The organism is Pontivivens nitratireducens (assembly GCF_011290545.1).
Lineage (GTDB): Bacteria > Pseudomonadota > Alphaproteobacteria > Rhodobacterales > Rhodobacteraceae > Pontivivens > Pontivivens nitratireducens.
In genome coordinates, this window is the sequence record NZ_CP049811.1 from 1,606,610 (window position 1) to 1,623,948 (window position 17,339).

20 protein-coding genes and 2 tRNA genes are annotated in these 17,339 nt (G+C 63.0%); 12 read left to right on the forward strand and 10 right to left on the reverse strand.

The features are described 5' to 3' along the window. Window positions 1-36 precede the first annotated feature (36 nt). Both glmS and glmU read right to left on the reverse strand, forming a co-directional pair. Window positions 37-1,860, reverse strand: a complete 1,824-nt coding sequence (glmS, locus tag G8E03_RS07875; protein ID WP_166190424.1) for a glutamine--fructose-6-phosphate transaminase (isomerizing) — start codon at window positions 1,858-1,860, stop codon at window positions 37-39. After that, a complete protein-coding gene (gene glmU / locus G8E03_RS07880) occupies window positions 1,860-3,203 on the reverse strand; it encodes a bifunctional UDP-N-acetylglucosamine diphosphorylase/glucosamine-1-phosphate N-acetyltransferase GlmU (protein ID WP_166190426.1) in 1,344 nt (447 codons plus the stop codon). Before glmU ends, glmS begins: the two co-directional genes overlap by 1 nt. 117 nt (window positions 3,204-3,320) lie before the next feature. Here glmU and G8E03_RS07885 point away from each other — a divergent pair, with 117 nt between their 5' ends. The 5 genes from G8E03_RS07885 (at window position 3,321) to choV (ending at window position 7,206) form a co-directional block, all read left to right on the forward strand. Further along, window positions 3,321-3,983: an HAD-IA family hydrolase gene (locus tag G8E03_RS07885; protein ID WP_166190428.1), complete on the forward strand. Its 663-nt coding sequence runs from the start codon at window positions 3,321-3,323 to the stop codon at window positions 3,981-3,983. Between the two features lie 59 nt (window positions 3,984-4,042). Further along, a tRNA-Val gene (locus G8E03_RS07890) sits at window positions 4,043-4,118 on the forward strand. Between the two features lie 233 nt (window positions 4,119-4,351). Continuing rightward, complete coding sequence (gene choX, locus G8E03_RS07895; protein WP_166190430.1) at window positions 4,352-5,281, forward strand: choline ABC transporter substrate-binding protein; 930 nt, start codon at window positions 4,352-4,354, stop codon at window positions 5,279-5,281. Between the two features lie 69 nt (window positions 5,282-5,350). Next, window positions 5,351-6,187 (forward strand): choline ABC transporter permease subunit, encoded by an 837-nt coding sequence (gene choW, locus G8E03_RS07900; RefSeq protein WP_166190432.1) that lies wholly within the window; start codon window positions 5,351-5,353, stop codon window positions 6,185-6,187. Then, window positions 6,184-7,206 (forward strand): choline ABC transporter ATP-binding protein, encoded by a 1,023-nt coding sequence (choV, locus tag G8E03_RS07905; protein WP_166190434.1) that lies wholly within the window; start codon window positions 6,184-6,186, stop codon window positions 7,204-7,206. Before choW ends, choV begins: the two co-directional genes overlap by 4 nt. 10 nt (window positions 7,207-7,216) lie before the next feature. On the opposite strand, the gene G8E03_RS07910 is transcribed toward choV, so the two are convergent. The 6 genes from G8E03_RS07910 to fabI are packed head-to-tail and all read right to left on the reverse strand — an operon-like array spanning window position 7,217 to window position 11,565. Beyond that, a complete protein-coding gene (locus G8E03_RS07910) occupies window positions 7,217-7,951 on the reverse strand; it encodes an ABC transporter ATP-binding protein (RefSeq protein WP_166190436.1) in 735 nt (244 codons plus the stop codon). After that, complete coding sequence (locus G8E03_RS07915; protein ID WP_166190438.1) at window positions 7,948-8,928, reverse strand: FecCD family ABC transporter permease; 981 nt, start codon at window positions 8,926-8,928, stop codon at window positions 7,948-7,950. The genes G8E03_RS07910 and G8E03_RS07915 overlap by 4 nt, the downstream gene beginning before the upstream one ends. Next, complete coding sequence (locus G8E03_RS07920) at window positions 8,925-9,719, reverse strand: ABC transporter substrate-binding protein (RefSeq protein WP_166190440.1); 795 nt, start codon at window positions 9,717-9,719, stop codon at window positions 8,925-8,927. The genes G8E03_RS07915 and G8E03_RS07920 overlap by 4 nt, the downstream gene beginning before the upstream one ends. A 50-nt stretch (window positions 9,720-9,769) precedes the next feature. After that, the gene (locus G8E03_RS07925) at window positions 9,770-10,213 is read right to left on the reverse strand and encodes a tellurite resistance TerB family protein (RefSeq protein ID WP_166190442.1); all 444 of its coding nucleotides are present in this window, start codon (window positions 10,211-10,213) and stop codon (window positions 9,770-9,772) included. Next, window positions 10,213-10,722: a xanthine phosphoribosyltransferase gene (gene gpt / locus G8E03_RS07930; protein WP_166190444.1), complete on the reverse strand. Its 510-nt coding sequence runs from the start codon at window positions 10,720-10,722 to the stop codon at window positions 10,213-10,215. The genes G8E03_RS07925 and gpt overlap by 1 nt, the downstream gene beginning before the upstream one ends. A 15-nt stretch (window positions 10,723-10,737) precedes the next feature. Continuing rightward, window positions 10,738-11,565, reverse strand: a complete 828-nt coding sequence (gene fabI / locus G8E03_RS07935) for an enoyl-ACP reductase FabI (RefSeq protein WP_166193994.1) — start codon at window positions 11,563-11,565, stop codon at window positions 10,738-10,740. A 118-nt stretch (window positions 11,566-11,683) separates the two neighbouring features. Here fabI and pdxH point away from each other — a divergent pair, with 118 nt between their 5' ends. Continuing rightward, entirely contained in the window at window positions 11,684-12,292 is a 609-nt protein-coding gene (gene pdxH, locus G8E03_RS07940) for a pyridoxamine 5'-phosphate oxidase (protein ID WP_166190446.1), read from the forward strand. A 46-nt stretch (window positions 12,293-12,338) separates the two neighbouring features. On the opposite strand, the gene G8E03_RS07945 is transcribed toward pdxH, so the two are convergent. Next, a complete protein-coding gene (locus G8E03_RS07945; RefSeq protein ID WP_166190449.1) occupies window positions 12,339-13,160 on the reverse strand; it encodes a hypothetical protein in 822 nt (273 codons plus the stop codon). Window positions 13,161-13,374: 214 nt separating this feature from the next. Here G8E03_RS07945 and G8E03_RS07950 point away from each other — a divergent pair, with 214 nt between their 5' ends. From G8E03_RS07950 to G8E03_RS07975, 6 genes are all read left to right on the forward strand, one after another. Next, complete coding sequence (locus G8E03_RS07950; RefSeq protein WP_166190451.1) at window positions 13,375-13,866, forward strand: cold-shock protein; 492 nt, start codon at window positions 13,375-13,377, stop codon at window positions 13,864-13,866. A 16-nt stretch (window positions 13,867-13,882) separates the two neighbouring features. After that, the gene (locus G8E03_RS07955) at window positions 13,883-14,323 is read left to right on the forward strand and encodes a DUF192 domain-containing protein (protein ID WP_240910305.1); all 441 of its coding nucleotides are present in this window, start codon (window positions 13,883-13,885) and stop codon (window positions 14,321-14,323) included. Window positions 14,324-14,367: 44 nt separating this feature from the next. Then, window positions 14,368-14,444, forward strand: a tRNA-Pro gene (locus G8E03_RS07960). 320 nt (window positions 14,445-14,764) lie between these two features. After that, window positions 14,765-15,169: a hypothetical protein gene (locus G8E03_RS07965; RefSeq protein ID WP_166190455.1), complete on the forward strand. Its 405-nt coding sequence runs from the start codon at window positions 14,765-14,767 to the stop codon at window positions 15,167-15,169. Continuing rightward, window positions 15,153-15,422 (forward strand): hypothetical protein, encoded by a 270-nt coding sequence (locus G8E03_RS07970; RefSeq protein WP_166190457.1) that lies wholly within the window; start codon window positions 15,153-15,155, stop codon window positions 15,420-15,422. The genes G8E03_RS07965 and G8E03_RS07970 overlap by 17 nt, the downstream gene beginning before the upstream one ends. 1 nt (window position 15,423) lies before the next feature. After that, the gene (locus tag G8E03_RS07975) at window positions 15,424-15,780 is read left to right on the forward strand and encodes a glycosyl hydrolase 108 family protein (RefSeq protein ID WP_166190459.1); all 357 of its coding nucleotides are present in this window, start codon (window positions 15,424-15,426) and stop codon (window positions 15,778-15,780) included. 572 nt (window positions 15,781-16,352) lie between these two features. Here G8E03_RS07975 and G8E03_RS07980 read toward each other — a convergent pair. Further along, entirely contained in the window at window positions 16,353-17,321 is a 969-nt protein-coding gene (locus G8E03_RS07980; RefSeq protein ID WP_166190461.1) for a transferrin-binding protein-like solute binding protein, read from the reverse strand. Window positions 17,322-17,339 lie beyond the last annotated feature (18 nt).

A 17,339-nucleotide genomic window follows, 5' to 3' on the forward strand; every position in this document is an offset into this window, starting at 1 on the left:
AACGTCCCGATCTTGGCGTCGGATACGAATGGAACTTTACTCTACCGTGACCGATTTGGCGAGGTTTCGCGGTTGGTCCACGTCCGTCCCCTTGGTCACGGCCGTATGATAGGCAATCAACTGCGCAGGTATAGCATAAACCATAGGTGCGAGCCGGGGATCTACCGTCGGCATCACCAGAACCTCAGCCGTGCCGTGCCGTGCAATTTCGGCGCCTTCGGCATCGGTTACCAGCAAGACACGCCCGCCGCGGGCCATGACCTCCTGCATATTGCTGACCAGTTTTTCAAACAGCGCGTCGCGCGGCGCGAAAACGATCACGGGAACGTTTTCGTCGATCAGGGCGATGGGGCCATGCTTCAACTCGCCCGAGGCATAGCCCTCGGCGTGGATATAGCTGATTTCCTTGAGCTTCAGCGCCCCTTCGAGTGCCATGGGATACATCAGGCCACGGCCCAGGAACAGAATGTCGCGCGCACCGGCAAGCCATTGGGCAAGCTTGGCAATCTGGGGTTCGGTCGCGATCGCTTCGTTCATCAGGCGGGGCAGTTCAAACATGCGCGAGACCAACTGCGCCTCGTCCGCCGCGCTCAGGTGTCCGCGCGTGCGACCCGCGTGAATTGCCAGCGACAACAATACGGTAAGCTGGCAGCTGAACGCCTTGGTCGAGGCGACGCCGACTTCGACCCCCGCATGGATCGGCAACGCCGCGTCCGAGGCACGGGCGATGGAGCTTTCCATGGCGTTGACGACGGAAACGATGCTGCCAGCCTTGCCCTTGCAGTAGTTGAGGGCGGCCAGCGTGTCCGCCGTCTCACCCGATTGTGATACGAACAGTGCCATGTCGCTGTCTCGCAGCGGCGGGTTGCGGTAGCGGAACTCGGACGCGATGTCGATTTCGACGACCATGCCCGCGATCTGTTCGAACCAGTATTTCGCGACCTGACAGGCATAAAAGGCCGTGCCGCACGCCACCATGATCAGCCGGTCGGTTCCGGTGAAGTCCACCGCGTCGGCTGCACCTTCGATCCGGTCACGGCCCGGACCGGCGTAATGTTGCAGTGCGTAGGACAGCACCTCGGGCTGTTCGTGCACCTCTTTGGACATGAAGTGGCGATGCTCGCCCTTCTCCGCGATCATGTTGTCCAGCGCGACGGTTTTCGTCGGCCGGTCGGTCGCGGCGCCATCGGTGTCGAAGATTTCCGCACCGGCGCGGGTCAGAACGACGTGATCGCCATCGTTCAGATAGGTGATCCGGCGGGTAAACGGCGCCAGCGCCAGAGCGTCGGAGCCGACGAACATTTCACCCTCCCCATGACCGATCGCCAGAGGGGAGCCGCGTCGCGCCGCCACGATCAAATCGTCCTCCCCCTCGAACAGGAAGCACAGCGCGAACGCCCCTTCGAGACGTTTGAGCGTTGCCACCGCAGCCTCGATAGGAGGCAATCCGTCCGCCAGGTTTTGTGCGCACAGGACGGCCACGGTCTCGGTATCCGTTTCCGTGACGAAGGTATGCCCCTTGCCCTCCAGCTCCGCCCGCAATTCGCGGAAATTCTCGATGATGCCATTGTGCACGACCGCGACGGGGCCGGAGCGGTGGGGGTGGGCGTTTGCCACCGTCGGTTTTCCGTGGGTCGCCCAGCGGGTGTGCCCGATGCCGGAACGGCCCTGGATGGGATCGACCACCAGCAGATCGGCCAGCGCGCCCAGCTTTCCCACCGCGCGACGACGGCCCAGAACGCCGTCGTGCACCGTGGCGATGCCGGCGCTGTCATAGCCACGATATTCCAGACGGCGCAGGGCCTCGACCATCAGGGGGGCGGCGGAATGCTCACCCAGGATACCGATAATGCCGCACATCAGCGTTTCTCCTTAAGGGCGCGCAGTCGCGCCACCATGCGGGCGCCAAGGCCCGGCTTGTTGACTTGCCGCGCGCGCCCGATGGCCAGATCGCCCGGTCCCACATCGCTGGTCACGACCGAGCCGGAGGCGACATAGCCGCCATCCGCGATGGTCACGGGTGCCACCAGGGCGGAGTTCGAACCGACGAAAGCATCCGCGCCTATGATCGTCTTGTGCTTGAACACCCCGTCGTAATTGCAGGTAATGGTGCCCGCGCCGATATTCGCACGCTCACCGATTTCGGCATCGCCGATATAGGTCAGGTGATTGACCTTCGCGCCTGCGTGCAGGACGGCATTCTTGACCTCGACGAAATTGCCGACGCGCGCGCCGCCGCCAACCTCCGCGCCGGGGCGCAGGCGGGCATAGGGGCCGATCTGGGCTCCCTCGGCGATGTGACAGCCCTCAAGATGGCAGAAGGCACGGATTTCCGCCCCGGTTTCCACCGTGACCCCGGGGCCGAACACCACGTTGGGCGCGATGGTGACATCGCGGCCGATATGCGTGTCAAAGGCGAAATGCACGGTTTCTGGGGCGGTCAGGGTGATGCCTTCCTCCAGCGCGCGGGCACGGCGAGTCCACTGGAACACGGCCTCCGCCGCTGCCAGATCGGTGCGGGAGTTTACGCCCATCGTCTCCTGCTCGGCGCAGGTCACGGCGGCGCAAGTCATCCCGCGCGACCGGGCGAGGCCGACGATATCGGTGAGGTAATATTCCCCCTTGGCATTATCGTTGCCGACCGCCCGGACCAGATCAAGCAGGATGGCGGCATCGGCCATGACGACGCCGGAATTGCAAAGCGTGATGGCGAGTTGTTCGGGCGTGGCTTCCTTCGCCTCGACGATGGCCTGCAAACCATCGGGGCCGGTGACGAGGCGACCGTAGCCGCCTGGGTTCGCCGCCTCGAACCCCAGCACCACCACTGCGGTACCATCTGCGCGCGCATCGCGCATTGCGGCCAACGTATCGCCCGAGATGAACGGCGTATCGCCGTAGAGCACCACCGCGTCGCCGTCGAACCCCTCCAGACCCGCCGCCGCCTGCTGCACGGCATGGGCGGTGCCCAGCTGTTCGGCCTGCACTGCGAAGATCGCATCGTCGCGCCAATCACGCACCGCCCCCTCGACCAGATCGCCGCCGTGACCCGTCACGACGATCAACCGCTCTGGCTCAAGCGTGTTCGCGCTGGCCATGGCGTGGACCACCATGGGCGCACATCCGATCTGGTGCAGAACCTTGGGCAGGTCGGACTGCATCCGCGTGCCCTGGCCGGCGGCGAGAATGATTGCGGCTGTTTTCATTATGATGTGGTCCCTCGTGTTGGCGGGCTTATAACAGCGGCATGCGGTGCCGGAAAGCGCACCGACGATCAGGTTTCGTTTCAGTCGATTGCATCGGCACCATTTCGAGGAGTTCCCATGCGCACCGCAATATTCGACCTGGACGGCACGCTGGCGGATACCAGCGCAGACCTGATTGCGGCGGCGAACGCCTGTTTCGTCGGGCGCGGGCACGCGGCGCCGCTGGATCATGCGACCGACGCGTTGACCGCTTTTCGCGGCGGGCGGGCCATGCTGGGACTGGGGGTCGAACGACTTGGTCTGACCGATCTGACCATCGACGAGGAATACCAGACGCTGCTGGATCATTACGACGCCCATATCGACGTGCACACGCGTCTCTATCCGGGGGTGGAGGCCGCACTGGACCGGTTGGCGGCGGATGGATGGGTTCTGGGCGTCTGCACCAACAAGCCCGAATGGCTGGCCGAAACCCTGCTGCAAAAGATCGGCATCCGCGACCGGTTCGCCGCGATGCTGGGCGCGGATACGCTGCCGGTGCGCAAACCCGACCCCGAACACCTGATCGAAACGGTGCGCCGCGCCGGAGGCAACATGGCGCGTACCGTGCTGATGGGCGACACCACCACCGACCGTGACACGGCGCGCAATGCCGGCGTTCCGGTGGTGCTGGTGGGGTTCGGCCCGCTGGGGGCGGGGATCGCGGAGTTGAAGCCGGACGCGATCCTGACGCATTACGATGAACTCGGCGATCTGCTGGACGGATTGGTGCCGCGCTGAAATCCGCCTGATTAGGCTTGACCCCTTTCGCGCAAGGTGCGAAATGCACCGCCAGAGACGGGACGTTAGCTCAGTTGGTAGAGCACAGTGTTCACATCGCTGGGGTCACTGGTTCGAATCCAGTACGTCCCACCATCTCTGAAAATTCCTGTATTTTTCAATAGTTTTCATCTGTTGCGATTGTGTCCAACGAAGCAGGCGAGCAAGGTTTGGATGCGCGCATTCCCGAAGGATGCTTGTGCGCGTTCGATGCGCATTTCCCCCCGCCGGTGGGGGTGACAGACGGCCCGCATGCGGATTATGGGGTTGCATTGCCCTGTAGGTCCACCGTCTGATGGCTTATCACTCAAGAAATCTGGAGTTCCAAGATGCGTTTCAAAACCACCCTGTCCGCGATTGCACTGGCCGCTATCGGCACACAGGCCGCAGCACAGTGCGAAAGCGTCACCTTCTCCGATGTCGGCTGGACGGACATCACGGCGACGACCGCGACTGCATCGGTCGTGCTTCAGGCGCTGGGCTATGAGACGGATGTGAAGATCCTCTCCGTGCCCGTGACCTATACCTCGCTGGCCGAGGGCGATATCGACGTGTTCCTCGGCAATTGGATGCCGACGATGGAGGCCGACATCGCCCCCTATCGTGAGGCCGGAACCGTAGACATCGTGCGCACCAACCTGACGGGCGCGAAATACACATTGGCCACCAATGCGGCGGGCGCGGAACTGGGCATCGCGGATTTCGCGGACATTGCCGGGCAGGCCGACGCGCTGGATTCCACGATCTACGGCATCGAGCCGGGCAATGACGGCAACCGCCTGATCCTCGACATGATCGAGGCGGAGGCATTCGACCTTACCGAATTCGAGGTCGCGGAAAGCTCGGAGCAGGGGATGCTGGCGCAGGTGGAGCGGGCCAGCCGCCGGGGTGAGCCGATCATCTTCCTCGGCTGGGAACCGCACCCGATGAACGCCAATTTCGACATGACCTATCTGACCGGGGGCGACGACTGGTTCGGCCCCGATCTGGGCGGCGCATCCGTGATGACGAACACGCGCGCGGGCTATGTCACGGAATGTCCGAATGTCGGCACCTTGCTGGAAAACCTGGAATTCTCCCTTGAGATGGAGAACGAGATCATGGGCGCGATCCTCAACGATGGTGAGGATCCCGAGGATGCCGCGAAGGCCTGGCTGGCCGCGAACCCCGATGTGTTGGACACTTGGCTGAAGGACGTCACCACGCTGAACGGTGAGAGTGATGCGAAAGCTGCCGTCATGGCCGTGATCGAAGACTGACCCAATCATTGAAAGAAACGGCGCGGGGCCCCCTCGCGCCGTTTTCACGATGAACGACAGGAGCGACGGATGGAGTGGCTGACCAACAACAAGATCCCCGTCGGCGATACGGCTGAGATCGTGTTCGACTGGTTGCAGCGCAACGGCACCGAGGTGTTCGACGCGATTTCCGACGGCATGGAAGCGACGATCGACACCTTGCTGTGGATTTTCCAGACGCCGCATCCGCTGATCATCATCGCGGTATTCGTTGCGCTGACATGGGTTTTGCAACGCAGTTGGCAGACCTGTCTGCTGGTGTTCGCGGGGTTCCTGTTCATCCTCAATCAGGATTACTGGGAGGAGATGACCGAAAGCATGACGCTGGTCCTGTCGGCCTGTATCGTCTGCATGGCCATCGGCGTGCCCATCGGCATCGCCGCCGCACACCGGCCCCGGCTCTATGCCGTGATGCGGCCCGTGCTGGACCTGATGCAGACGCTGCCGACCTTCGTCTATCTGATTCCGGCGGTGATCTTCTTTGGCATCGGGATGGTGCCGGGATTGTTGGCCACTGTGATCTTCGTGTTGCCCGCACCGATCCGGCTGACGCAACTCGGCGTATCCTCGACCCCTGCGCCGTTGCTGGAGGCGGCGGATGCCTTCGGCGCGACGCCGCGACAGAAACTGTTCAAGGTCGAGCTGCCCTACGCCGTGCCGCAGATCATGGCCGGGCTGAACCAGACGATCATGCTGTCGCTGTCTATGGTGGTGATCGCCGCGCTGGTCGGGGCGGACGGGTTAGGCGTGCCGGTGCTGCGGGCGCTGAACCGCGTGGATTCCGCGCTCGGCTTCGAAAGCGGCTTCATCATCGTGGTGGTGGCCATCATGCTGGACCGGATGTTGCGGGTCAGGGGACGGAAATGAGCGTTGCGATCTCTTTCGATGCGGTGAACATCGTCTTTGGCGCGGAGCCGGAAAGCGCGCTGCCGCTGATGGATGCCGGGCAGAGCCGCGCGCAGATTCAGGAGCAGACGGGGCAGGTACTGGGCGTGCACGATTGCACGCTCGACGTGAACGTGGGTGAAATTCTGGTGCTGATGGGCCTGTCGGGATCGGGAAAATCCACCTTGCTGCGGGCGGTCAACGGCTTGAACCCGGTCGTGCGCGGATCGGTGACGGTGCGCGCTGGCGACTGGTCGGCGGAGGTTACCTCGGCCAGCAAGGCGGACCTGCTGAAGGTGCGCCGCGAATGCGTCACCATGGTGTTCCAGCAATTTGGCCTGCTGCCGTGGCGCAGCGTGGCAGAAAATGTGGGACTGGGCCTTGAGCTATCAGGAATGAAGAAGACGGAGCGGGCAGACCGCGTGCGCGAACAGCTCGATCTGGTGGGCCTGTCGGAGTGGGCGGACCGCAAGGTTGGGGAGTTGTCGGGCGGAATGCAGCAGCGGGTCGGGCTTGCGAGGGCCTTTGCCACGCAGGCGCCGATCCTGCTGATGGACGAACCTTTCTCCGCGCTCGACCCGCTGATCCGCACCCGGTTGCAGGATGAACTGCTGGAATTGCAGCAACGGCTGAAACGCACGATCCTGTTCGTCAGTCACGATCTGGATGAGGCGTTTCGCATCGGCGACCGCATCGCCATAATGGAGGGCGGGCGCATCGTGCAATCGGGCACGCCACAGGATATTCACGCCGATCCCGCAAACGAATATGTCGCTGATTTCGTGGCGCATATGAACCCGCTGGGCGTTTTGCGCGCGCGGTCGGTCATGGTCCCCGCGCAAGGGACGGAGGATGGTCGGATCGGGGCGGATGCCAGCGTCAATGATGTGATCCATGCACTCGATACGGCGCAAAGCCTCGCCGTGGTTGAGGAGGGCGCGGTGGTGGGCCGGATCACGCAGGGCGATGTTCTGAACGGACTGGCGAAACCGCAGACCTAGAAACGCAGGCTTAGACAGTGCCGAGCGGTTGGAAGATCGGGCCTTGGGGCGTCTCCTCGAAATGCGCCGTGATGCCGAAGACCCGATGCAGCAGGGCAGGGGTCAGAACTTCCCGCGGCGGACCGTCGGCGGCAATGCGCCCCTGATCCAGCGCGATCAGCCGCGTGCAATGACGCACGGCAAGGCCCAGATCGTGGATCGAAACCAGCACCCCGTGACCGCCTCGCGCCAGATCGCCCAGAACCTGCATCGTGGCAATCTGATGCGCCGGGTCCAGACCCGCCACGGGCTCATCCGCCATCAATAGCGGCGCTTGCTGTGCCAGTGTCCTTGCGATCAGGACGCGGGCCTGCTCACCGCCTGACAGCTCCGTCGCGGGGCGGTGGCGTAGCGCCTCCAAATCCATCCGGTGCAGAGCGGCGGTTACGGGGGCAGGATCGGTGTCCTCATGGGGCAGACGACCGAGGGCGACGAGCGCCTCGACACTGATCGGCCAGGCAATTTCCCGCGATTGCGGCAGCCACGCGACATGCCGCGCACGTAGTCGCGGCCCCATCTGCATCAGTGAACTGTAGCCGGAAAAGGGGATCAAGCCGAGTGCTGCGCGCATCAACGTCGTCTTGCCCGCCCCATTCCGCCCGATCAGGCCCACGACCTCCCCCGCCGCGATGTGTAGCGATATGCCGTCCAAAACGATCCGGTCACGCCGGAATGACTTGAGATCGGTGAGGGTCAGCAGGCTCACATCTCCCTCCGCTGGGTCAGGATCAGGCGCAGGAAAAACGGCGCTCCGACCAAGGCGATCAGAACGCCCAGCTTCAGGTCCCGTTCCGGTGCAATCAGGCGCACGGCGATGTCCGCCGCCAGAACCATCGCCGCCCCGCCGAGCGCGGAGGCAGGCAACACCCGCGAGGGTTTCGCGCCAACCGCGCGGCGCAGAATATGCGGTGCGACCAGCCCGACGAAGCCGATGGACCCGGCCACCGCCGTCGCCGCCCCGACCGTCGCCGCAACGCCGAGGATCAGCATCAGGCGCAAGCGTGCCAGATCTATTCCCAGCGCCGCTGCCGCATCCTCGCCCAGTGTAAGTGCGTCCAGACCCCGCCCGAGGCTGAGCAACGCAACGGCCCCCGCCGCCATGAAGGGTGCGACCAGCCCCACATGCTGCATCGAGCGATCCGCGAGGGAGCCGAGCAGCCAGAACACGATCTCGCTTGCCGCGAACGGGTTCGGGCTGAGGTTCAGAACCAGAGAGGTGCACGCTCCCGCCAATGCACTGATCGCGATCCCGGCGAGGATCAGCGTCAATGCCGACCCGCGCGGTCCAGCCAGCAGCAGGATCAGGACGACCGCCCCAACCGCGCCGCCCAACGCCGCGAGGGGCAGGGCCAAGGCGAAAGCCGCTGCAAGACCCGACTGGATCGCCAGAACCGCGCCCAGCGCGGCAGAGCCGGAGACCCCGATCAGCCCCGGTTCGGCCAGCGGGTTTCGCAGATAGCCCTGCAACGCCGCCCCCGACAGACCCAGAGATGCCCCAACCATGACCGCGAGCAGCGCACGGGGCAGACGAATTTCGCGCATCACAAGGGTGATCGCCTCCCCCTCACCCCGAAACAAGGCGTCGATGCTGTCGGAGACGGGCAACCCCGCCGGTCCGATCAGAAGCGACGCCGCGAACAGCAAAAGCACCAGCGCGCCAAGTCCTGCGAAGACCCGTATCATCGCGCGGCTTCCTGCAAATCGCGAATGGCACGCAGGACGTAGGGTGTGCCGCAAATCCAGTCCGGTCCGGTATTCGCGCGGGGCAGGGCCATTGCCTGCAACACGGGATGGGACAGGATTTCCTCGGATCGCGACGCGCCCGGATAGGGGGTGGAGGTTATCAGCATGTCGGGCGCGCGCGTCACCAGCAGCTCCAGCGGCAGACGCCCCCCGCCGGGGCGATCAGCCATGACGTTGCGCAATCCGGCCGCCTCCATGATATCGGCCGCCATCGTTCCGCTGCCCAGAGTGTAGCCATTCGCCTGATAGATCGCGGCGCGCACCGCGCCGACCTCATAGCGCAGGGACAGCAGATCGGCCTCGAACCGGGCGATCAGCGCGGTCGCCGCAGCCTCGCGCCCCAGCGCCTCACCCATTTTGGTGATCCTGTCAGGCACCTCGTCCAGACCGCTGGCGGGGTCGAAACGTTGTACGGGAATGCCCAGCCGCTCCAGCATCGAAACGGTGGCCCGCGCGGTATAGCGACCGGCCAGAACCAGATCGGGGTTCAGCAGAAAAATCTCCTCCGCCTGACCCGCGTTGCGCGGCCAGGAGGCAGCCTGCCGCGCCATGGCGGAGGGTCGCGGATCGGAGGCGAGGCGCGAAACGCTGATCAACTGACCGGGCGCGGCCAGCAGCATGGCAAGCTGATCCGTGCACAGGTTCAGCGACACGACGCGCTGCGGGGCGTCGCCCCCGGGGGGTGCATCCAGAAAGTTGTCCCCGGGGGGCGCACCCAGAAAGTCGCTCATGGCGGGCGCACCCAGAAAGGTGCACAACAGCCAAACGTGCCAGAACCGGCTCAGAGCCTGTTCGCCGCCCGTTGTCGGGCCAGCGCGCTGTCACGGTCCGTCACGCCGATCAGGTTTGCGACCATGCGCAGCAGGGCGTTTTCATCCTCGCTGCGATCATCGTCGGACAGGGCGACATACCACATTGCCTCGATCACGGCGTCGCGTTCCTCGTAGGGGACGGCGTCCTTGATCAAACGGGTGAAGCGTACGGTATCGGATGCTTGCGCTTCCAGGGCCTCCGCCTCGGTGCGCAAGCTCACCGCGTCCGCCTCGATCAAGTCGTAGCGATGGCGCAGGACCGCGTCGATCCGCGCGACCTCGGCCGGGTGATACAGATCGTCCGCCCGCGCCACGCGCACCAGCAGTGCCGCCATTGCCAGACGGGCATCGTTGGCATCCAGCGTCGTATCATCGGGGGTGCCGGTCAGTTTTCTCAACAGGTCAGCGAACATCAGTCCTTGCCCCGATACGGTTGCACGTATTGCAGCGCCATGTCCCACGGGAAGAATATCCACGTATCCTGCGAGACGCCGGTGATGAAGGTATCCACCATCGGCTCCCCCTGCGGTTTTGCGTAGACGGTCGCGAAATGAGCCTTGGGATACAGGGACCGAACCAGTTCCAGCGTCTTGCCGCTGTCCACCAGATCATCCACGATCAGCACGCCCTCGCCATCGTTCCGCATCAGGGCATCGTCGGGTTTCTTGAGCACCTCAGCCGTGCCCTGATCCTGATGCGCGTAGGATTTGACGCTGATCGTATCGACCGTGCGAATGTCCAGTTCCCGGGCCACGATCATGGCAGGGGCCATGCCACCGCGGGTGATGGCCACCACGGCGCGCCATTTGCCGCCCGCACCCGGACCATCGTTTTCCAGCCGCCAAGCAAGGGCGCGGCTGTCACGGTGGATTTGATCCCAAGAAATATGGAAGCCCTTTTCGTGGGGCAGACGGTCGGCCATGCGGCGTCCTTTCGATTATTCGGCAGCGGGTTTGCGGCCGACGGCAACGTCGATGTCGGGCGCGTCCTCGGCCTTCATGCCGACGACGTGATAGCCGCTGTCGACATGGTGGTTTTCACCCGTGACACCGGAGGATAGGTCGCTGAGCAGGTAGAGGGCGGATTTGCCCACGTCCATCGTCGTCACGTTGCGCCGCAGCGGGGAGTTCAGCTCGTTCCACTTGAGGATATACCGAAAATCACCGATTCCTGACGCGGCAAGCGTCTTGATCGGGCCGGCGCTGAGCGCGTTGACGCGGATGTTCTTTGGCCCCAGGTCCATGGCCATGTATTTGACCGAAGCCTCCAGCGCCGCCTTGGCCACGCCCATCACGTTGTAATGCGGCATCACCTTTTCGGCGCCGTAATAGGTCAGTGTCAGGGCGGCTGCGCCGTCGTTCATCATCTTTTCCGCGCGCTGCATGATCGCGGTGAACGAATAGACGGAGATGTCCATGGACATGCGGAAGTTGTCGGGCGAGGTGTCCACGTAGCGGCCGCGCAATTCGTTCTTGTCGGAAAAGCCGATAGCGTGCACGACGAAATCGAGGCTGCCCCATGTGTCCTTCAGCTCAGAGAAGACGGCGTCCATGCTGGCCGCATCCGTCACATCGCAGGGCAGCACGATGTTGGAGCCGAGGCTTTCCGCCAGGGGTTTCACCCGTTTGCCCAGCGCATCGCCCTGATAGGTGAACGCCATTTCGGCCCCGGCCTCGTGCAGGGCACGTGCGACGCCCCAGGCGATGGACTTGTCATTGGCCAGACCCATGATCAATCCGCGCTTCCCGGTCATCAATCCCGACATATCTGCCATTTCGCCTCGCGCTCCACTCTTGTTCTGCTGGTCAGTCCGCTTTACGTCAAAGGATCGGCAGCATCAAGAATATGTCGGTGTTCGCACCAACTTGGCGGAGGATCACGCGATGAGCGACGACACGGCCCGGACCGGTATTTTCGCCGGCGACGATCCTTTCGCGCTGGCACGGCAATGGCTGGCGGAGGCGGTGAAGTCCGAACCCAACGACCCCGATGCCATCGCCCTAGCGACCGCAGACCCCGACGGTCTGCCCAATGTGCGTATGGTTCTGCTCAAGGAAATCGAGGCGGATGCCTTCGTTTTCTATACCAATTTCGAAAGCGCGAAGGGGCGGGAGATTGCGGCGACTGGCAAGGCGGCGTTCGTGCTGCATTGGAAAAGCCTGCGCCGCCAGATCCGGGTGCGTGGCCTGACCGAGCAGGTCGAGGACGCGCAGGCGGATGCCTATTATCACTCCCGTGCGTTGCAAAGCCGCATCGGTGCCTGGGCATCGGAACAATCCCGACCGCTCGATAGTCGGGCGACGCTGATGGGCAAGGTAGCGCGGTTGAGCCTTGAAAAAGGTCTGAACCCCGACCGTCCGCCATTCTGGGGCGGCATCCGCATCCGCCCGGTCGAGATCGAGTTCTGGGCAGACGGCGCGTTCCGCCTGCACGACCGCTTCCGCTGGACGCTGGGGGATGAGGGCTGGACGGTGCAGCGATTGAATCCTTAGCGCTTCGGTCGTGGCCGGACCGGAGGAGGGTGACAGCGCCCGCCCCTCAGGGGCCGACGATAATCCGCAACGGCGTTCCGTTCTGTTGCGTGGTGGTAAAACTCTCACGCAGGCGCCCTCTGTCATAGCCTACCGGCGCACGCTCCGCAGGGATTTGCGTGCCGTCCGGATAGGTGACGACAGCGTGCCGTGCCCCAGGGTCGGAATAGCTGACAGCCATTAACTGCGTATCTCCCAGCTCCACGAGGATGGCGCGCGTACCGGACCCATCCGTGCCGGCGCGGCTGAAATAGGTGATCGGGTCCAGCCTTCCGTCGCGAAACAGGCGCACGGGCAGATCGACCGCATATTCGAAGGTTGCAGGTGCGGCGTGCAGGATCGTTCCCTGCGCCAGAAGCCGGCAATCGCAACTGTCCTGCAACCCCAGCGCGCTCAGATCCTCATGGCACGATTGCAGCGCCTGCGTGATCGAGGCTTGCGCGTTGTCACCGCCGACAACCGAGACTTCGACCGGGCACTGCGCCTGCGGTGCGCCGCGTACGATCGCCTTGGGTCCCTCGGCCAGCAGATAGGCGCGACCATCGGCGGAGCGGAAGAAATATGCGAGTTGGTCCAGCCGGATTTCCTGCGTGCGCCGGTGCTCGGCAATCTCGGCATAGCTGCGGCTGGTGGCGTCCTGCACGACCCGCGATATGTCATCGGTCGTCGTGGAAATCAGATCGCTCTGGAACGGTGTATACAAAAACTCCCGCGTCACCCCGTCTGCATCCGGCAAGGGGCCGACAGGTGCGGTTGCGCAACTGGTCAGGGCCAGAAACGCAAGGAAAAGCAGGGTGCGAGGTTGCCGATTTGCCACGGTCGGTTGCATGTATGCTCCGGTATTCAATGGGGACCGGTGGTTTGCTTGACACGCATGTCGCGCGATATCTATCCTTTTTTCAGTCTCTACGGGGGGCGGTCCACCATGATCGCGACGTAGCTTGGGACTGCGGTGCGTAGGGTGCGGATCGGATTTTGGACGCTTTCTCTGTCATGCGCATGGGTTGCATGTGCTTGGCGGACAATAAGAAAATGGTATTTGGATGATTACGGGACAGGTGAAGTGGTATGACACCACGCGCGGGTTCGGATTCCTGGTGACGGAAGACGGTGCCGGAGATGTGATGATCCATGCAAGTGTGTTGAAGGCCGCCGGCCTGCGCGATCTGGTCGAGGGGATCGCGATAACCGTCGAGGTTGAGGAAACCGATAAGGGCCGTCAGGCCTGCGCGGTGATCGAGGCGGATGTGCCAGACGGTGGCGACGGAATGATGGCGGACCTGCTCGAAGCCATTCCGGGCCCGCAGGAGGTTGACTACGTGCCGGCCCGTGTCAAATGGTTCGACAGGGTCAAGGGCTTCGGTTTTCTGAACATCTTCGGGGATGATGAGGATGTCTTTGTCCACATGGAAACGCTGCGCCGCTGCGGTATCGTCGATCTGCAATCGAACGAGGCCATCGCGGCCCATATCGGGGACGGCCCGCGTGGTCGAATGGTGATGTATGTTCGCGACTGGGACAGCGTCGTTTCGTAGTGCCCTTTGCCTTGTCTTGCTGCTGGCTACGCCCGTTGCCGCACAGCAATGTCGTGAGGACCGGGTGGACATTCGTCAGGACGGTCTGCGTGTTTCCATTGAGGTCGAGATTGCGGACACCGATGAGGAACGCGCGCGCGGACTGATGTTTGTCGAGGACATGGCGCAGCTGGAGGGCATGTTGTTCGTCTATCAGGACGAACCGCGTCAGCGCAGCTTCTGGATGCGCAATACCCTCATCCCGCTGGATATGCTGTTCGTGGCGGCGGACGGGACCGTCCGTGATATTCACGTCAATGCCACTCCGCTGGATGAAACGCCGATCCCATCCGCAACCAACGATATTTTTGCGGTGCTGGAGGTCAATGGCGGCCTGACGGAAATGCTGGGTCTGACACCGGGTGCGCAGTTGCGACATCCCGCTTTCGACACCAACCCGATCTGGCCGTGCGATTGACCCTTTTCATCCCGGCGCGCATTCGCTAATCCCTGCTGCATGGTCGGGGTGTGGCGCAGCCTGGTAGCGCACCTGTTTTGGGTACAGGGGGTCGTGAGTTCGAATCTCGCCGCCCCGACCAGTTAAATAAGGCCTTTGCGGGGGATAGGCTCCCGAGGTTGCAACAGCGTTGCAACGGTTGTTGAATCAGCAGTTTCAGATGTAGACCCGCGCGAGCATGCGATCTGCTGCTGACCGGCCACGCACTGACCGCCACCTTCCACGATGCTCAAACCGCTCAGAGCGCCAATATGGTCGCAGTCGATGCGCTGCTGCAGATCTGGGCCATGAGCGGCACTGCGATGAAAGCCACCACCGGCAAGAAAACCGCGCTGTCCTATCGGGGATTGAGCTGATCGAGGATATCCGCACACCGCGCCATGTGTTCGCTGGGGTGGTATCGTGAGGCCGCATCCGGATCGGCGCATTGAATGGTGTCTGGCGCTGCAAACGTTGGCCTTTGGCCTGTTCCTGACACTGCCTGCGGTCTCGATGGATGCGATTGCCTTTATGCAGCTGTGGATGCCGGGGGCGTGGTGGGGCGTGACCTTTGCTGCGACCGGCGCGCTGCATTGCTTGGCTCTGCTTTTAAATGGCCGCCGCTGGTGGACGCCTTATGTGCGCGCCGCGATGACGATCAGCAACCTGCTGGCCTATACCTTACTACTGGCGGGGTTCTGGCTGCTGGATCCCCATACCACGGCCGTGGCGACCTATGGCGGGCTGTGCGTGGCGGCATGCACTTGTTTGTACGGCGCGATCAAGGACAGCGTTCACGCCGGAGACACCCATGCTGTCCGCCGCTGAGGAGGCGGGTCTGCTGACGGCGCTGGCCGCGATTATTGCGGCGATCAGCGGGGCTGCGATCCGGCAAGGGGGCAAGGAGCGCGACCCTCAGCGCAGCACCGAGGATGAGCGCCTGCGCCACGACCTGGAGCGTGCGATCGCAGGACTGCACCGCAAGTTGACCGTGATCGACGATCAGGTGGAGCGGTTGGGCGACTTGATGGTGCGTATCGCCACAACTCTGGACTTAATCATCAGAAAACTGGGGAGCTAGAATGCTGACAGTAGATGAAATGATCCGCGATATCTTGCTCAGCGAGGGCGGCTTTGTGAACGATCCCGATGATCCGGGCGGGCCGACCAATTGGGGCGTGACGATCTATACAATGTGCCGCCTGGGGCTGGATCTGGACCGCGACGGCGATATCGAGGATGTGCGCGCCCTGCCGATGGGGATGGCGCGCAGATCTTCGCGACCGAATATCTGTGGAAACCCAGCATCGATGCGCTGCCAGCACCGCTGCAACCGGCAGTGTTTGATATGTAGGTCAATGCGGGATCGCGGGCGATGCGGCTGCTGCAGCAACTGCTGCGCGATTGCGGCTATGCCGTCGGGGCGATCGACGGGCTGATCGGGCCGCGCACCATTGTCACGGGATCACGCCCCTCATGGGTGCCCAGCAGGTCGAGGATTTTGTCGCCTCCTATAATTCGCAATAGCTATAGATGATTTTGGTGAAGCTGCCTTCGTCATCGGGGCGCAGCACTAGAGCGGCATTGCCTGAGAAATAGCTCCCGGTCATCGTCATCACAGGACGCTACGTGCGATTAATCAGGCTGCGCAGGATCACCCTAGGCGGTTATTGTCGAGGCCGGAACATGGTGGAGTTCGTCGATAGCAATGAAGCAGCGCTCGAAGACCGCGATCACCTCGTCAAAGCCGAGGCGATAGGTGTTACGTAAATTCGTCTTCGCTGAAGGGGCTAGCTCTTTGCAGCGTATACGTGCTCCCTGACTATTGGTATTGTTGCAGCTCCCTGAACCCAAACGATTTTTTGCAGATTTGGGTACAGGGGGCCGTGAGTTCGAATCTCGCCGCCCCGACCACTTTCTTCACGCAACTTTTCTCTCGATGCGGATGCGGTCTTGCCTCTGCCAGATCCTTCGCAAGTGGCCACCCCACCGTGCAGGGTGGCCGGTACGATCAGTTGCCTACTGCCAAGAACATGCCCGAGAAGATCTCGCTCTCGTTGTCATCACGAACGCGGAAGGCGGCGCCCATCTCCTGCGTCGCGCCGCCAGGGCCATAGAAGCGCCCGGAAATATCGCTGTCGGCTGCCGCTGAGAAATCCGTTGAATCGTTGTCCTGGTTGGTCGCGACCAGTTCCGCATCCCATTGGTTGCCATCGATCGCCGTAGTCGAACCGTTGACGATGTTGAACTCGTTCAATTCCTCGCCGGGCAGGTCGGTCAGGACGAGGTTCGTAAGAAAGCTGTTGGCCCCCTCAACGATATCGCCGGTGACGAAGTTCATCTCAACCGAGGCGTTGCCCGTGACCTCACTGATGACCAGCGGGATCGTATCGCCCGGATTGACGTTGTCGTTGCGCACGTAGAGGCCCAGAACATTGCCGGTGAAGGTCACGCTGTTTGACGTCGGCAAATCCGCAACATCCGTCAGCGACCCGGCATGCCAGCCCCCGACGAAGGTCTGTGGGTTGGACGAGGGGGGCACATAGCGCCACATCCCGCCGAGAACAGAATCGTAGGCACCCAGATCGAGCGCCTGAAGCTCCAGATCGCCGTTTGCGTAGTCTGTGGAAACGTAAACGCGGTTGACCAACTGTACGGCGCTGGATGTTTCCCGGTCGTTGAACGCGGCGTTGATCAGCCCTGTTTCGGAATCGTCGGTGAACAGGATGCCCTGCAGCTTTCGCGCGTCCGACTGAATCCGGCCCAGAACCGCATCGGGCGAATCGCCAGCCGGCGGCGCTGGATTCGCCTCGCGATAGCGTAGGGATTTTCCGATTCCCCCGCTCGCCCGCGAACTGGAAAACTGCCCTTCAGACAGCTGAGCCAGCGTCAGACTGGTAGGAGGGGTCGGTCCGGGGGCGCTGGCTGAACCGCCACCACCGCCGCCACATCCGGCCAGAACACCCGCTGCAGCGAGCAAAGGCCACATCCGCAAACA

Bases quoted from the DNA above. Each gene is read 5' to 3' on its own strand.
- glmS (WP_166190424.1), bottom strand. From the start codon at position 1,860: ATGTGCGGCATTATCGGTATCCTGGGTGAGCATTCCGCCGCCCCCCTG.
- glmU (WP_166190426.1), bottom strand. From the start codon at position 3,203: ATGAAAACAGCCGCAATCATTCTCGCCGCCGGCCAGGGCACGCGGATG.
- G8E03_RS07885 (WP_166190428.1), top strand. From the start codon at position 3,321: ATGCGCACCGCAATATTCGACCTGGACGGCACGCTGGCGGATACCAGC.
- choX (WP_166190430.1), top strand. From the start codon at position 4,352: ATGCGTTTCAAAACCACCCTGTCCGCGATTGCACTGGCCGCTATCGGC.
- choW (WP_166190432.1), top strand. From the start codon at position 5,351: ATGGAGTGGCTGACCAACAACAAGATCCCCGTCGGCGATACGGCTGAG.
- choV (WP_166190434.1), top strand. From the start codon at position 6,184: ATGAGCGTTGCGATCTCTTTCGATGCGGTGAACATCGTCTTTGGCGCG.
- G8E03_RS07915 (WP_166190438.1), bottom strand. From the start codon at position 8,928: ATGATACGGGTCTTCGCAGGACTTGGCGCGCTGGTGCTTTTGCTGTTC.
- G8E03_RS07920 (WP_166190440.1), bottom strand. From the start codon at position 9,719: ATGAGCGACTTTCTGGGTGCGCCCCCCGGGGACAACTTTCTGGATGCA.
- G8E03_RS07925 (WP_166190442.1), bottom strand. From the start codon at position 10,213: ATGTTCGCTGACCTGTTGAGAAAACTGACCGGCACCCCCGATGATACG.
- gpt (WP_166190444.1), bottom strand. From the start codon at position 10,722: ATGGCCGACCGTCTGCCCCACGAAAAGGGCTTCCATATTTCTTGGGAT.
- fabI (WP_166193994.1), bottom strand. From the start codon at position 11,565: ATGTCGGGATTGATGACCGGGAAGCGCGGATTGATCATGGGTCTGGCC.
- pdxH (WP_166190446.1), top strand. From the start codon at position 11,684: ATGAGCGACGACACGGCCCGGACCGGTATTTTCGCCGGCGACGATCCT.
- G8E03_RS07945 (WP_166190449.1), bottom strand. From the start codon at position 13,160: ATGCAACCGACCGTGGCAAATCGGCAACCTCGCACCCTGCTTTTCCTT.
- G8E03_RS07950 (WP_166190451.1), top strand. From the start codon at position 13,375: ATGATTACGGGACAGGTGAAGTGGTATGACACCACGCGCGGGTTCGGA.
- G8E03_RS07970 (WP_166190457.1), top strand. From the start codon at position 15,153: ATGCTGTCCGCCGCTGAGGAGGCGGGTCTGCTGACGGCGCTGGCCGCG.
- G8E03_RS07975 (WP_166190459.1), top strand. From the start codon at position 15,424: ATGCTGACAGTAGATGAAATGATCCGCGATATCTTGCTCAGCGAGGGC.